Source organism: Zunongwangia profunda SM-A87 (assembly GCF_000023465.1).
Taxonomy (GTDB): domain Bacteria; phylum Bacteroidota; class Bacteroidia; order Flavobacteriales; family Flavobacteriaceae; genus Zunongwangia; species Zunongwangia profunda.
In genome coordinates this window covers 4,165,504-4,179,470 of sequence record NC_014041.1, presented here as the reverse complement: position 1 = coordinate 4,179,470, position 13,967 = coordinate 4,165,504, and the positions used below count along the sequence as shown (strand labels likewise).

Here is a 13,967-nt window from a genome sequence, read left to right as displayed (position 1 = left end):
ATTATCTAATAAAAAAACCACCCTGGAGTGGGTGGTTTTTGTTACTGATAGTTTTATAATATATCAATTAGTCTACGTCCCAGAAAATTCTAGTTTGTTGCTCATCACCTCCAATTGCTTCTGAAGCCTCATTGTAATTGCCTTCATTAAGGTTTTGTTCATCGATTGGATATGTGTATCTTAAAGGTACTTCATTTCCAGTATCATCAGGTAAATTAAATTCTGGTGCATCATAAGTTCTCCATGCATTCCATCCTTGGAATGGATTATCATACATTGCGATCCAAAATTGGGTACCTAACTGTTGTTCGGAACCATTGTATGATACATCATCTTGAGAGAGATACGAATCCGCTTCAGATTGTGTTCCTCCCCAATAAAGTATAGATGCTGTAATCCCTTGTTCATAATGTTCTTGTGCAGAACTTCCAACAGAATATCCGTTTAGTGCAGCATCAGAAAGTAAGAATGCAACTTCCGCATAATCCATTAGAATCCCTGGATGGGTTGGTTCTCTAAAAGCTTCGCCTACGTGAGTGAAATTTTGGAAAGAATTACTTGCTCCATAAGTACCCCCTATATAATCACCACTATTCAGGTTGTCATCAAAATAAGCTGTTCTTCTAGGATCTTCCAGGTTATTCATTATGTCAACTATCGTATTTGCTGTCACATAATCTGATCGTCCACTCTGAACTAAATCTTCCCAAAGAGGATTTGTGTTAGGTGGGTTGGCTTCGTATGCTAATATAGCATTATCTGAGTTGCTGCTGAAAACTCCATTACTATAGGCTTCTTCAGTAACTTCTTGAGAAAGGGAAGGGTTAAAATCAGCAATTCTCATACCTAAACGTAATTGAATAGAATTTGCAAATAATTCCCATTTGCTCATATCTCCACCATAAATAACATCAGCTGATGAGTATCCTTGAGAATCTCCGAAATCAATTGCTCTAACTCTAGAAATTAGATCGTTATAGATTTCCTGAGCGTCATCATATTTAGGTAAAGTATTCTCTCTTGCTTGAAGCGCATCTGAATAAGGGATATTTCCAAAAGTATCAACCAATATTTGCCAGGTATATATTTCAATTAATTCTAATTGAGCCGTTCTTGCATTTATTTCTCCTTCGCTGATATATTCATTATTCTGAACTCTTTCTTTAGCATCTTGAATGTTGAATATTACAGTACGATATAATTGAGACCAGTGATTGTCTGGAATACCTCGGTTATTTAAATTATAGTTTGGTTCATCCAGATAAGTGGTGGCCGTCCAATATTGCGAAATGAATCTAAAAATGTTAAAATTTACGTTAGGACTAGCCAATTGATCCTGTAGGTTTTTTACGGATGAAGTGAAAAGAAAATCATCCCCTACATCTGTAGGATTTTTAGGATCTTGATTGTGATTTTGATATTGTTCATCTGTTTGGCAAGACCATAACGTTGCTAAAGCAATGAATGTTAATATATATTTTTTCATCATGGTTCTAATTAAAAGTTAAGTTTAAGGCTAGCACCTATTTCTCTTATCGCGGGATAGGCTCCAGATTGATACCCTTGAATATTACCTGCACTAAGTCCTGCTTCTGGATCAGAATAAGGGATGTTTTTATGTATAATCCATAAATTTCTTCCTATTAATGAGATTGAAGCGTTGGTAAGAGGTAATTTTTCGATTATTTTTTCCCCGAAGTCATAAGTGATATTTGCCTCTCTAAGTTTTACAAATGATGCGTCATATACATGTCCTTTGTTGGCATCCCTAGCATATCCGTATGGGTTCGCGTAGGTTGTAAAGCTTGCGCGAGTTTGGTTAGGCTCACCACTTTCTGTGACTCCTTCTAAAATAGCTCCGCCGCTATCTGCTCCATCTGTAACAGGATCTCTTAATGGGTTACCAAGATCATTAAGGCCAGCTGTTCTGTCATATAATCCTGTTGCGAAACCATACCAGGTATCTAAAGAGAATATGTCTCCACCTTTTTGAACGTCGATAAGAAAACTCAACGTTATATTTTTATATTGAAATGTGTTTTGAACACCTCCAGTCCAATCTGGTTGTATGTTTCCGATGATTTCGTTAGAGCTTGAAGTAGTTAGATAATAACCATTGCTACCAACTATTCTTTGTCCTGTGTTTTCATCATAAACATAATCAGTACCTCTAATAGCACCATAGGCTTGTCCTGGAGTAGCATTAATAGAGACACCTCCTTGAAGAGAAGCTAGTTCTAAGTTTCTAATTCCTTGCGCTAAACTTACAACTTCACTTCGGTTTCTAGCCCAGTTAACATTCATGTTCCAGTTGAAATCTTCGGATCTAATTGGATTTAGACGAAGCGAGGCTTCAAAACCTTTGTTTTCAATGGTTCCTGCATTAAATAATATTCTGCTAAAACCAGTAGCTCTAGATACTGGTACTGGAGTGATCTGATCTTCTGTTTTCATATTATAATATGAAACATCGAAACCAATTCTACGATTAAAGAAATTCGCTTCTAAGCCAATTTCATAAGATTTTGTACGTTCAGGTTTAAGATCAGGATTGTTAAGTGTTCCATTATTGTTTGCAACTCCTGTACCTTGAAAAGGCATTTCAATCTGATAAGTTTGAATAACTCTGTAAGGATCTGTGTCATTACCAACTTCGGCATAATTTGCGCGTAACTTTGCAAAACTTAGCCAGTCTGCTTCAATTAGGTTGGACAAAATTATATTTCCAGATATTGAAGGATAGTAAAATACGTTATTATCAATTGGAAGTGTAGATGAGCGATCTCGACGTAAAGTACCTTCTATGAAATAGGTATCAAGATAGCTTAAGCTAGCTCTTGCATATACACCATCCAGCATTCTAGTTGCATCATATTCATCGGGGGCCTGAAGTGGAGCCGCAGTATTTGATAAAGCGTATATCCCTCGCTGACTAAGACCGCCATTGGTAGATGCTCTTATAAAACTATTGTCATTTCTTCTTAGATTCCATCCTAGGTTTCCATCAAGATTTAAGTCTTCAGCAATATCTGTATTGAAGTTTAAGATAAGATCATAGTTATACTCTGCAAATCTTCCATTGTAACGCGTATATCCAGAAACTCCTGAACTCCCTACATTTCTTCTTTCTTCTTGTAACTCGTCATAAGTGTCAAATGTGAAACGCCCTAAAACGCTGAATATATCATTAATTTCATAATTAAGATTTAGATTTCCAAAATATCTATTACGTGTATCGGTTTGAAAGTTTTCGTAACGTGTCCAGTAAGGGTTGTCAGAATATATTGGATTTCTGTTTAATGGGCTATTTGGATTCCATGTAATGTTGTCTCCTGTCTTGAAGTAAGCATTTTTTTGCTCTTTTACATCTACATTCATTTGCCACCACTGGCGAAATTGTTGCATTGGATTTTCAGAGTCGTAGCCCGTTCCATATCTACCTTTTCCATCTGTTTTAGTATAAGTGATATTTGCTCCGACACTAAAGTTATCAGTTAAGTCCTGTTGCCCACTAAATTTAATGTTATTTCTTTTAATGCTGCTATTAGGTAGATTTCCCTCTTGATCTAAATTGGTAACACTTAATCTAAATTTTCCAGTTTCGCTACCTCCTGATAAAGCTACAGAATTGATCGCAGTATGACCGCTTTCCCAAATCGCATTTGGTGTATTTCTAGCCGCTCTCCATGGAGTTGCTTGTTGATAAGTGTCCTCTAGCTGAGGATAAATAGAATTCCACTGGTACACTGGCTGACCTTCAAAGCGAGCTCCAAAAGAAGCATCTTCTGTAAATGGTGTAAATGGTATAGAGGGGTCAAAACCACCAGGAAGATCTAGATTGTCATAATTGTTGAAATAAGGTGTGTCGTAGTAAGGTCCGTAACCTGCACCGTATTCGGTTTGATAAACTGGTAAAGTATTATCATTTACATGACTAATGGTTAGGGATGAATTTATAGAGATCCCAATACCTTTTCTTTTTGATCCTTTCTTTGTTTCAATAATAATAACACCATTAGCAGCTCGAGCTCCATAAAGTGCTGTTGCGGCGGCACCTTTTAAAACATTGATGGATTCAATATCATTTGGGTTAATATCTGATGCTGCATTTCCGTAATCGTACCCTCCTTGTCCAGATCTTTGTCCAGAAGTATTGGGAGTATCATTACTAATAGGTGTTCCATCAATAACAAATAATGCTTGGTTATTACCTGTTAAAGAAGAGTTACCTCTTATCACAACATTAGAAGATCCTCCTACAGTACCAGAATTGTTAATGCGCAATCCAGCTACTTTACCAGAAAGAGAATTCATGAAGTTTTGTGTAGGGACATCGGATACTTCTGCACCATCTACTGATTGCGTGGCATATCCTAATGATTTTTTTTCTCGAGAAATTCCCAGTGCTGTAACTACTACTTCATCAAGTTGGGCAGAATCAGTCGTCATTGTGACGTCTATGGTGTCAATGTTCTTAACTGTATATTCTGCAGTTTCCATTCCTATGAACGAAAATACCAGAATATCTCCTTGGTCTGCTGATACAGAATAATTTCCGTCAAAATCTGTTTGAGTACCTGTATTGGTTCCCTTAATCAGCACAGTTACACCTGGAAGAGGTAAGCCTTCTTCGTCTGTTACCGTACCACTGATGGTCTTTTCCTGCGCAAAGCTAACATGCGCAATCAATGCCAGCAGTAGTGTTAAAATACTACTTAGTTTTGTTTTCATTTTGAATTTGTTTGAATTAGCCATGTCAAATGTGCTAATAAATGGTTAAGAAATCAAACATAGCAAACCTATTAAAAGGCACGTTATTTCCCTTTTTTGTTAAAATTAAGGTCTATCTGTTTGATTTATAGGGGTAAGCGTTGTAGTGTTAAAGTTTGTGTTTTTTTTATAATTAACAAATTGAATAGGAATTTTAGGATTTTCATAACACTTATTTTAACCTTTCCTGGAAATTACTGAGAAAAATACAAGCATTGAACTTGTGTTTTTTATTTTTCTTCCTAACTGTTTGAATACTTGAAATTTATTTCTACCTTTGCGCACCTTTTTTATAGAAGGTGGTTTAAATTAATAATTAGTGTAAAAGAAATTATGCCAACAATTTCACAATTAGTACGAAAAGGAAGAGCCAAGATAACTAAGAAGAGTAAATCGGCTGCTTTAGATTCGTGCCCTCAAAGAAGGGGTGTTTGTACACGTGTGTATACTACTACTCCTAAAAAACCAAACTCTGCTATGAGAAAAGTAGCTAGGGTAAGGTTGACTAATGGTAAAGAGGTGAATGCCTATATACCTGGTGAAGGACACAATCTGCAAGAGCACTCGATAGTATTAGTTAGAGGCGGAAGGGTAAAAGATTTACCAGGTGTAAGGTATCACATTGTTCGTGGTGCTTTAGATACCGCAGGTGTTGAGGGTAGAACTCAACGTCGATCTAAGTATGGAGCAAAACGCCCTAAGAAGTAATTTATTAAACTTTTAATGTAAAGAAATGAGAAAAAGACAGGCTAAGAAAAGACCACTTTTGCCAGATCCTAAGTTTAATGATCAACTTGTTACGCGTTTTGTAAACATGATGATGTGGGATGGTAAAAAATCTGTTGCCTTTAAGATTTTCTATGATGCTATTGCTATCGTAGAAGAAAAAAAGCAAGATGAAGAGAAATCAGCTCTAGAAATCTGGAAAGATGCGCTTTCTAATGTGATGCCTCATGTAGAGGTTAGGAGTAGAAGGGTTGGAGGTGCTACTTTTCAAATTCCAATGCAAATTAGACCAGATAGAAAGGTTTCTACTGCGATGAAATGGCTTATTAGTTTTGCTCGTAAGAGAAACGAGAAAACAATGGCTGCGAAACTTGCTGCAGAAGTTTTAGCTGCGGCTAAGGAAGAAGGGGCTGCTGTTAAGAAAAGAGTAGATACTCATAAAATGGCAGAAGCGAATAAAGCATTCTCTCACTTTAGATTCTAAAATAAAATGGCACAAAGAGATTTAAAATTTACAAGAAATATAGGTATTGCTGCTCATATTGATGCTGGTAAAACAACAACAACAGAGCGTATACTTTATTATACTGGTATCAGTCACAAGATTGGAGAGGTTCATGACGGTGCTGCTACGATGGACTGGATGGAGCAAGAGCAGGAAAGAGGTATTACCATTACTTCTGCTGCCACACATTGTACATGGCCTTATAACGGTCACGAGTATACTGTGAATATTATTGATACTCCTGGTCACGTTGATTTTACCGTAGAAGTAGAGCGTTCTTTACGTGTTCTTGATGGTGTTGTGGCATTGTTCTCGGCAGTTGATGGAGTAGAGCCGCAATCTGAAACTGTTTGGAGACAGGCAGATAAATACCGCGTACCTAGATTGGGTTTTGTTAATAAGATGGACCGTCAAGGTTCCGACTTTTTTAATGTATGCCGTCAGGTAAGAGAGATGTTAGGAGGAAATCCTGTTCCATTGCAAGTACCAATTGGGGAAGAGATGGATTTTAAAGGTGTAGTAGACCTGATTTCTAAAAAAGCGATTATCTGGAATGAAGAGGATATGGGTATGACTTACGAGACTATCGATATTCCTGAAGAGTTGCAGGCTGATGTAAATAAATATAGAGCTGAGCTAGTTGAGGCTGTTGCAGAATATGATGAAGCTTTAATGGAGAAATTCTTTGAAGATGAAGACTCTATTACTGAAGATGAGATTATTGCTGCCTTAAAAGCTGCAACTTGTGATATGTCTATCATACCAATGATGTGTGGTTCTGCCTTTAAAAATAAAGGAGTTCAGGCGATGCTTGATGCGGTAATGCGTTACCTTCCATCTCCGGTAGATGTAGATGCTATTGTTGGAGAAAATCCTGAAACAGGTGAAGAGGAAAGCCGTAAGCCTAATGTAGATTCTCCATTCTCGGCTTTAGCTTTTAAAATTGCTACAGATCCATTTGTTGGACGTTTAGCGTTCTTTAGAGTTTATTCTGGTACTTTAGATGCTGGGTCTTATGTTCTTAATGTTCGTTCTGGTAAAAAAGAACGTATCTCTAGGATATATCAAATGCACTCTAATAAACAAGAGCCTATAGATAAAATTGAAGCTGGTGATATTGGAGCAGCTGTAGGATTTAAAGATATTAAGACTGGTGATACATTAACAGATGTTAATAAGCCAATTATTCTTGAGTCTATGACATTCCCAGAGCCTGTAATTGGTATTGCTGTAGAGCCTAAAACTAAGGCCGATGTTGATAAGATGGGTATGGCTTTAGCTAAATTGGCTGAGGAAGATCCAACTTTCCAGGTTAAAACAGATGAAGTTTCAGGTCAAACTGTAATTTCAGGAATGGGAGAACTTCATATCGAAATCTTAGTAGATCGTTTAAAACGTGAATTTAAGGTAGAAGTAAATGAAGGTCAGCCTCAGGTAGAATATAAGGAAACTGTTACCAGGCCTGCAGAGCACAGAGAGGTGTATAAAAAGCAATCTGGTGGACGTGGTAAATTTGCGGATATTGTATTCGAAATGGGACCAGTAGATGAGTCATTTGAAGGAAAAGGACTTCAGTTTGTTGATGAAATCAAAGGTGGACGTATTCCTAAAGAGTTTATTCCTTCAGTAGAGAAAGGTTTTAAAGAAGCCATGAAAAACGGTCCTCTAGCAGGATTTCAGGTAGATACTTTAAAAGTTGTTCTTAAAGACGGATCTTTTCACCCTGTTGATTCCGATCAATTATCTTTCGAATTGGCTGCGAAAATGGGATTCAAAGCTGCTGCTAAAAAAGCTGGAGCGGTAATCCTTGAGCCAATTATGAAAATGGAAGTAGTAACTCCAGAAGAAAACATGGGGGATATTGTTGGGGATCTTAACCGTAGAAGAGGTCAGGTAAACAATATGTCAGACAGATCTGGAGCGAAAATTGTGAAAGCAGATGTGCCGTTATCAGAGATGTTTGGTTATGTAACTACATTAAGAACACTTTCTTCTGGTAGAGCAACTTCTACTATGGAATTCTCACATTATGCTGAAACTCCTTCTAATATTTCAGAAGAAGTAATTAAAGCAGCTAAAGGATCTAACGAATAATTTTAGGGTAATGAGTCAAAAAATCAGAATAAAATTAAAATCCTACGATCATAATTTAGTAGATAAATCTGCTGAGAAGATTGTAAAGACAGTTAAAACTACAGGTGCTGTGGTAACGGGTCCAATCCCGCTTCCAACGCATAAAAAGATATTTACTGTATTAAGGTCTCCTCACGTTAACAAGAAATCTAGAGAGCAGTTTGAGCTTAGTTCTTATAAAAGATTGCTTGATATCTACAGTTCTTCTTCAAAAACCATTGATGCTTTAATGAAATTGGAGCTTCCTAGTGGTGTTGAAGTAGAGATCAAAGTGTGATCTTAAAGAAACCTGTTTAAAATTTTAGCGGGTAAAATGTCCTGAGCGTTTCGCAAGGGAAAAACGGGAAAGATACATTCAGGACAGAAGTATTTTTCTGTCCTGTTTTTTTATAAATAAGTAATAATAATCAATAATTATGTCTGGGTTAATAGGAAAAAAAATAGGCATGACTAGTATTTTCGACGAAAATGGGAAGAATATTCCTTGTACCGTTATTGAAGCTGGTCCATGCGTAATTACCCAAGTCAGAACCAATGAGGTTGACGGGTACGAAGCACTTCAACTTGGTTTCGATGACAAAAAGACTGCAAACAAGGCTGCTACAGGGCATGCTAAGAAGGCGGGAGTTGCTGCGCAACGAAAAGTCGTTGAATTCCAAGGATTTGAAGGAGATTACAAATTAGGAGATACCATTAATGTAGAACACTTTAAAGAAGGTGAATTCGTTGATATTTCTGGTACTTCTAAAGGAAAAGGTTTCCAGGGGGTTGTTAAAAGACATGGTTTTGGCGGAGTAGGGCAATCTACTCACGGTCAACATAACCGTCTAAGGGCTCCTGGTTCTATTGGTGCGGCCTCTTATCCTGCACGCGTATTTAAAGGTATGCGTATGGCTGGAAGAATGGGTGGCGAAAAAGTAAAAGTTGAAAACCTTAGAGTTTTAAAAGTAGTGGCTGAGAAAAATCTTTTAGTTGTTAAAGGATGTGTTCCAGGGCATAAAAACTCTTACGTAATCATTAGAAAGTAATGGAAGTAGCAGTTTTAGATATTAAAGGAAAAGAAACAGGTAGGAAGGTGAGCCTTTCTGATGCTGTTTTCGGAATAGAGCCAAATGAGCATGCTGTATATCTTGATGTTAAGCAATATCTTGCTAATCAAAGACAGGGTACTCATAAGGCTAAGGAACGTGCTGAAATAACAGGTTCTACTCGTAAACTTAAGAAGCAAAAAGGTACTGGTACAGCTCGTGCGGGTAGTATTAAGTCGCCTGTTTTTAGAGGTGGAGGTAGAATATTTGGTCCTCGTCCAAGAAACTATGGTTTTAAATTAAATAAAGCCTTAAAACGTTTGGCAAGAAAATCTGCTTTATCTATTAAAGCAAATGATAATGCTATTACCGTTGTAGAAGATTTTTCTTTCGATACTCCAAAGACAAAAAACTTCATTGAAGTTTTGAAAGCCATTGGTATTCAGGAGAAAAAATCTCTTATAGTGTTGGGTGAGTCAAATAAAAACGTATATTTGTCGTCACGTAATTTAAAAGGCTCTGAAGTTGTAAGTGTTTCAGAATTAAGTACTTACAAAATATTAAATGCAAAAAGTGTTGTGTTTATGGAAGGGTCTCTAGAAGGATTAGAGTCGAATTTAAGTTAAATAAGCGTTATGAGTATCTTAATAAAACCAATTATTACGGAAAAAGCTACCGCAGAGAGCGAACTTAAAAATTGTTTCTCTTTTGAGGTGAGTAATAAGGCGAATAAGATTGAAATCAAAGATGCAGTAGAATCTGCTTATGGCGTTTCAGTAACTTCTGTTCGTACAATTAACGTCCGTCCAGATCGTAAAACCAGATATACTAAGTCTGGTATGATCACTGGTAAAACTAAAGCTTATAAAAAAGCTATGGTACAGGTGGCGGAAGGTGAAACTATTGATTTATACAGTAATCTTTAAGATTAAAAAATGTCAGTAAGAAAATTAAAACCAATTACTCCTGGTCAGCGTTTTAGAGTAGTTAATGGGTTTGACGCCATTACTACTGATAAGCCGGAGAAGAGTTTACTTGCTCCGTTAAAAAAGTCAGGTGGTAGAAACAGTCAAGGGAAAATGACCATGCGCTATAAAGGCGGTGGTCATAAAAGACGTTACAGAATTGTAGATTTTAAACGTGATAAACACGGTGTTCCTGCAACTGTAGCTTCTATTGAATATGATCCAAACAGAACGGCCTTTATTGCTTTATTGAACTATCAGGATGGTGAGAAAAGGTATGTTATTGCTCAAAATGGACTTCAGGTAGGTCAAAATATTGTTGCTTCTAATGAAGCGGTTGCTCCTGAAATTGGTAACGCTATGCCGTTAGCAAATATTCCATTGGGTACTGTAGTTTCTTGTATAGAATTAAGAGCTGGTCAGGGAGCTGTTATGGCGAGAAGTGCCGGTGCTTTTGCACAATTGTTAGCAAGAGAAGGGAAATACGCAACTGTAAAGTTGCCTTCTGGTGAGATTAGAAGGATCCTTTCTGTATGTTTGGCAACCATAGGCGCTGTGTCTAATAGCGATCATCAGTTACAAATTTCTGGTAAGGCTGGTAGAAAACGCTGGTTAGGTATCAGACCAAGAACTAGACCAGTAGCGATGAACCCAATCGATCACCCAATGGGTGGAGGTGAAGGTAGAGCTTCAGGAGGTCATCCACGTTCTAGAAAAGGTTTACCTGCAAAAGGCTTTAAAACCCGTACAAGAACAAAGGCGAGTAATAAATATATTGTAGAACGTAGAAAGAAATAATAGAGTATGGCACGTTCATTAAAAAAAGGACCTTTCGTTCACTATAAACTAGAGAAGAAAGTAGCAGATAACGTAGATTCTGGTAAAAAAGCGGTGATCAAAACTTGGTCTAGAGCTTCAATGATTACTCCAGATTTTGTAGGGCAAACTATTGCTGTTCATAACGGTAAACAATTTGTTCCTGTTTATGTTACTGAGAATATGGTAGGTCATAAGTTAGGAGAATTTTCACCAACACGTTCTTTTAGAGGACATGCAGGTGCTAAAAATAAAGGAAGAAAATAATTGAAGCTATGGGAGTTCGTAAAAAAGAAAGAGCAGAGCAAATAAAAGAAGCTAAGAAGCAGACAGCTTTTGCTAAGTTAAATAACTGCCCTACTTCACCAAGAAAAATGCGTTTAGTAGCGGATTTGGTAAGAGGTGAAAAAGTAGAAAAAGCGCTTCAAATTTTAAAATTCAGTCAAAAAGAGGCTTCCTCTCGCTTAGAGAAGTTATTGTTATCTGCTATCGCAAACTGGCAGGCTAAGAATGAGGATGCAAGTATTGAAGATGCTGAATTATTTGTGAAGGAGATTCGTGTAGATGGAGGAAGTATGCTAAAGAGACTTCGTCCTGCTCCGCAGGGTCGCGCACATAGAATTAGAAAGAGATCCAATCACGTTACATTAGTGCTTGGCGAAAACAATAATACACAAAGCTAAGAAGAGTATGGGACAGAAGACAAATCCAATCGGTAATCGCCTTGGTATCATTAGAGGATGGGAGTCCAACTGGTACGGAGGAAATGACTACGGTGATAAATTAGCCGAAGACGATAAGATTAGAAAGTACATCCATGCTCGCCTCTCTAAAGCGAGTGTATCCAGGGTAATAATAGAGCGTACCCTTAAGCTTGTGACCGTTACTATCACTACTGCCAGACCTGGTATTATTATCGGTAAAGGTGGTCAAGAGGTAGACAAGCTTAAAGAAGAGCTTAAGAAGATCACAGACAAAGAGGTTCAAATTAACATCTTTGAAATCAAAAGGCCAGAGTTGGATGCCCATTTAGTTGGGGCCAGTGTTGCAAGACAAATAGAGAACAGAATTTCTTATCGTCGTGCAATTAAAATGGCTATTGCGGCTGCAATGAGAATGAATGCTGAAGGAATTAAAATTGAAATTTCAGGTCGTTTAAACGGTGCTGAGATGGCACGTTCCGAAGCATATAAAGATGGTAGGATTCCTTTGTCTACTTTTAGGGCCGATATTGATTATGCTTTAGTTGAAGCACACACTACTTATGGTAGATTGGGTGTTAAAGTATGGATCATGAAAGGTGAAGTTTACGGAAAAAGAGATTTATCTCCGCTAGTAGGTCTAGCTAAGAAACAAGGAGGTAAAAGTTCCGGACGAGGTGGTAATAATAAATCACGTCGTAGAAAGTAATTTTAAAGTAAAGAAAAATGTTACAACCTAAAAGAACGAAATATCGTAAGCAACAGAAGGGGCGTATGAAAGGTGTGGCTCAAAGAGGTCACCGTCTTTCGAATGGAACATTTGGGATCAAGTCTCTTGATTCTAGTTTCATTACAGCTCGTCAAATCGAAGCTGCGCGTATTGCTGCTACCCGTTATATGAAGAGAGAAGGTTCTATCTGGATTAAAATATTTCCAGATAAGCCTATCACTAAAAAACCTCTTGAGGTTCGTATGGGTAAAGGTAAAGGTGCCGTGGAGTATTGGGCTGCTGTTGTAAAACCTGGAAGAATTATGTTTGAAATTGGTGGTGTGCCATTGGCAACTGCTAAAGAGGCGCTACGTCTTGCAGCACAAAAACTTCCGGTAAGAACTAAATTTATCGTAGCTAGAGATTATCAAGAATAATTTTTTTGAATTATGAAACAATCAGAAGTAAAAGAATTGTCTGTTGCAGAATTGCAGGAAGAGCTTGGTAAATCTCGTAAGGCATATGCAGATTTAAAAATGGCTCATGCTGTTTCGCCATTAGAGAACCCAATACAGTTAAGAGCTGTAAGGAGAAGTATAGCGAGATTAGCTACCGAGTTAACTAAAAGAGAACAACAATAAGTGTTATTCTGCTGAAAGATGGAAAAAAGAAATTTAAGAAAAGAGCGAATAGGTGTAGTTACCAGTAATAAAATGCAGAAATCTATAGTGGTTTCTGAAGTTAAGAAAGTAAAACACCCTATGTACGGAAAGTTCGTATTGAAAACTAAGAAGTACGTAGCTCACGACGAAAAAAACGACTGCAACGAAGGAGATACTGTAAGGATCATGGAAACTAGACCTATGAGTAAATCTAAATGTTGGAGATTAGTAGAAATAATTGAAAGAGCGAAGTAATTATGGTACAACAAGAGTCTAGACTAAAAGTAGCAGATAATACTGGGGCTAAAGAAGTTTTAGCTATTAGAGTATTAGGAGGTACAAAGAAAAGATACGCTTCTGTTGGAGACAAAATTGTTGTCAGCGTTAAAGAGGCTACACCTAATGGAAACATTAAAAAAGGTGCGGTTTCTACAGCAGTTGTTGTTCGTACCAAGAAAGAAGTGCGTAGACCTGATGGATCTTATATAAGGTTCGATGATAATGCGTGTGTGCTTCTAAACCCGGCTGGAGAGATGCGTGGAACACGTGTTTTTGGTCCTGTAGCAAGAGAACTTCGTGATAAGCAATTCATGAAAATTGTATCATTGGCACCTGAAGTGCTTTAATACATTAAAAAAATGGCAAAGCTTAAAATAAAATCAGGAGATACAGTTCTAGTTATTGCTGGTGATCATAAAGGTCAGCAGGGTAAGGTTCAAAAAGTATTTCCAGACAAGAATAAAGCGATTGTGGAAGGGGTTAATACGATCTCTAAACATGAGAAGCCCAGTGCTTCTAATCCACAGGGCGGAATTACTAAGAAGGAAGCTCCAATAAATATTTCTAATCTTTCTTTAATGACCAAAGATGGTAAAGCAACCAGAGTAGGTTATAGAGAAGAAGATGGAAAAAAGGTGAGATTTTCTAAAAAATCAAATGAAGTATTATAGTT

18 protein-coding genes are annotated in these 13,967 nt (G+C 37.3%); 16 read left to right on the top strand and 2 right to left on the bottom strand.

Annotation, left to right across the window (positions count from 1 at the left end; genetic code table 11):
• Positions 1 to 67: 67 nt before the first annotated feature.
• The gene (locus tag ZPR_RS18375; RefSeq protein WP_041579082.1) at positions 68 to 1,486 is read right to left on the bottom strand and encodes a SusD/RagB family nutrient-binding outer membrane lipoprotein; all 1,419 of its coding nucleotides are present in this window, start codon (positions 1,484 to 1,486) and stop codon (positions 68 to 70) included.
• A gap of 11 nt (positions 1,487 to 1,497) precedes the next feature.
• Positions 1,498 to 4,731 (bottom strand): SusC/RagA family TonB-linked outer membrane protein, encoded by a 3,234-nt coding sequence (locus ZPR_RS18370; protein ID WP_041580108.1) that lies wholly within the window; start codon positions 4,729 to 4,731, stop codon positions 1,498 to 1,500.
• 372 nt (positions 4,732 to 5,103) lie between these two features.
• On the opposite strand from ZPR_RS18370, the gene rpsL reads away from it, so the two are divergent.
• The 16 genes from rpsL (at position 5,104) to rplX (ending at position 13,965) form a co-directional block, all read left to right on the top strand.
• Complete coding sequence (gene rpsL, locus ZPR_RS18365; protein ID WP_010230128.1) at positions 5,104 to 5,478, top strand: 30S ribosomal protein S12; 375 nt, start codon at positions 5,104 to 5,106, stop codon at positions 5,476 to 5,478.
• A gap of 25 nt (positions 5,479 to 5,503) precedes the next feature.
• Entirely contained in the window at positions 5,504 to 5,980 is a 477-nt protein-coding gene (rpsG, locus tag ZPR_RS18360; RefSeq protein WP_013073268.1) for a 30S ribosomal protein S7, read from the top strand.
• Positions 5,981 to 5,986: 6 nt separating this feature from the next.
• On the top strand, positions 5,987 to 8,095 hold the full coding sequence (gene fusA / locus ZPR_RS18355) for an elongation factor G (RefSeq protein ID WP_013073267.1): 2,109 nt from the start codon (positions 5,987 to 5,989) through the stop codon (positions 8,093 to 8,095).
• A gap of 10 nt (positions 8,096 to 8,105) precedes the next feature.
• The gene (gene rpsJ, locus ZPR_RS18350; RefSeq protein ID WP_013073266.1) at positions 8,106 to 8,411 is read left to right on the top strand and encodes a 30S ribosomal protein S10; all 306 of its coding nucleotides are present in this window, start codon (positions 8,106 to 8,108) and stop codon (positions 8,409 to 8,411) included.
• A 139-nt stretch (positions 8,412 to 8,550) separates the two neighbouring features.
• The gene (gene rplC, locus ZPR_RS18345; protein WP_013073265.1) at positions 8,551 to 9,162 is read left to right on the top strand and encodes a 50S ribosomal protein L3; all 612 of its coding nucleotides are present in this window, start codon (positions 8,551 to 8,553) and stop codon (positions 9,160 to 9,162) included.
• Complete coding sequence (gene rplD / locus ZPR_RS18340; protein WP_013073264.1) at positions 9,162 to 9,788, top strand: 50S ribosomal protein L4; 627 nt, start codon at positions 9,162 to 9,164, stop codon at positions 9,786 to 9,788. The genes rplC and rplD overlap by 1 nt, the downstream gene beginning before the upstream one ends.
• Positions 9,789 to 9,797: 9 nt before the next feature.
• Positions 9,798 to 10,088 carry a 50S ribosomal protein L23 gene (gene rplW, locus ZPR_RS18335; protein WP_013073263.1) on the top strand — a complete coding sequence of 97 codons (291 nt, stop codon included), beginning with the start codon at positions 9,798 to 9,800 and terminating at the stop codon, positions 10,086 to 10,088.
• Between the two features lie 9 nt (positions 10,089 to 10,097).
• Positions 10,098 to 10,925, top strand: coding sequence for a 50S ribosomal protein L2 (gene rplB, locus ZPR_RS18330; protein WP_013073262.1), 828 nt, complete (start codon positions 10,098 to 10,100; stop codon positions 10,923 to 10,925).
• Between the two features lie 6 nt (positions 10,926 to 10,931).
• Positions 10,932 to 11,210: a 30S ribosomal protein S19 gene (gene rpsS / locus ZPR_RS18325; protein WP_013073261.1), complete on the top strand. Its 279-nt coding sequence runs from the start codon at positions 10,932 to 10,934 to the stop codon at positions 11,208 to 11,210.
• Positions 11,211 to 11,218: 8 nt separating this feature from the next.
• Positions 11,219 to 11,626 (top strand): 50S ribosomal protein L22, encoded by a 408-nt coding sequence (gene rplV / locus ZPR_RS18320; protein WP_013073260.1) that lies wholly within the window; start codon positions 11,219 to 11,221, stop codon positions 11,624 to 11,626.
• Between the two features lie 7 nt (positions 11,627 to 11,633).
• Positions 11,634 to 12,353, top strand: a complete 720-nt coding sequence (gene rpsC, locus ZPR_RS18315) for a 30S ribosomal protein S3 (protein WP_013073259.1) — start codon at positions 11,634 to 11,636, stop codon at positions 12,351 to 12,353.
• 17 nt (positions 12,354 to 12,370) lie between these two features.
• Positions 12,371 to 12,790, top strand: a complete 420-nt coding sequence (gene rplP / locus ZPR_RS18310) for a 50S ribosomal protein L16 (RefSeq protein ID WP_041579079.1) — start codon at positions 12,371 to 12,373, stop codon at positions 12,788 to 12,790.
• A 12-nt stretch (positions 12,791 to 12,802) separates the two neighbouring features.
• Entirely contained in the window at positions 12,803 to 12,994 is a 192-nt protein-coding gene (rpmC, locus tag ZPR_RS18305; protein ID WP_013073257.1) for a 50S ribosomal protein L29, read from the top strand.
• A gap of 18 nt (positions 12,995 to 13,012) precedes the next feature.
• On the top strand, positions 13,013 to 13,270 hold the full coding sequence (rpsQ, locus tag ZPR_RS18300) for a 30S ribosomal protein S17 (RefSeq protein ID WP_013073256.1): 258 nt from the start codon (positions 13,013 to 13,015) through the stop codon (positions 13,268 to 13,270).
• Positions 13,271 to 13,272: 2 nt separating this feature from the next.
• Positions 13,273 to 13,641: a 50S ribosomal protein L14 gene (gene rplN, locus ZPR_RS18295; RefSeq protein WP_013073255.1), complete on the top strand. Its 369-nt coding sequence runs from the start codon at positions 13,273 to 13,275 to the stop codon at positions 13,639 to 13,641.
• A 12-nt stretch (positions 13,642 to 13,653) separates the two neighbouring features.
• The gene (gene rplX, locus ZPR_RS18290; RefSeq protein ID WP_013073254.1) at positions 13,654 to 13,965 is read left to right on the top strand and encodes a 50S ribosomal protein L24; all 312 of its coding nucleotides are present in this window, start codon (positions 13,654 to 13,656) and stop codon (positions 13,963 to 13,965) included.
• The last annotated feature ends 2 nt before the right edge of the window (positions 13,966 to 13,967 follow it).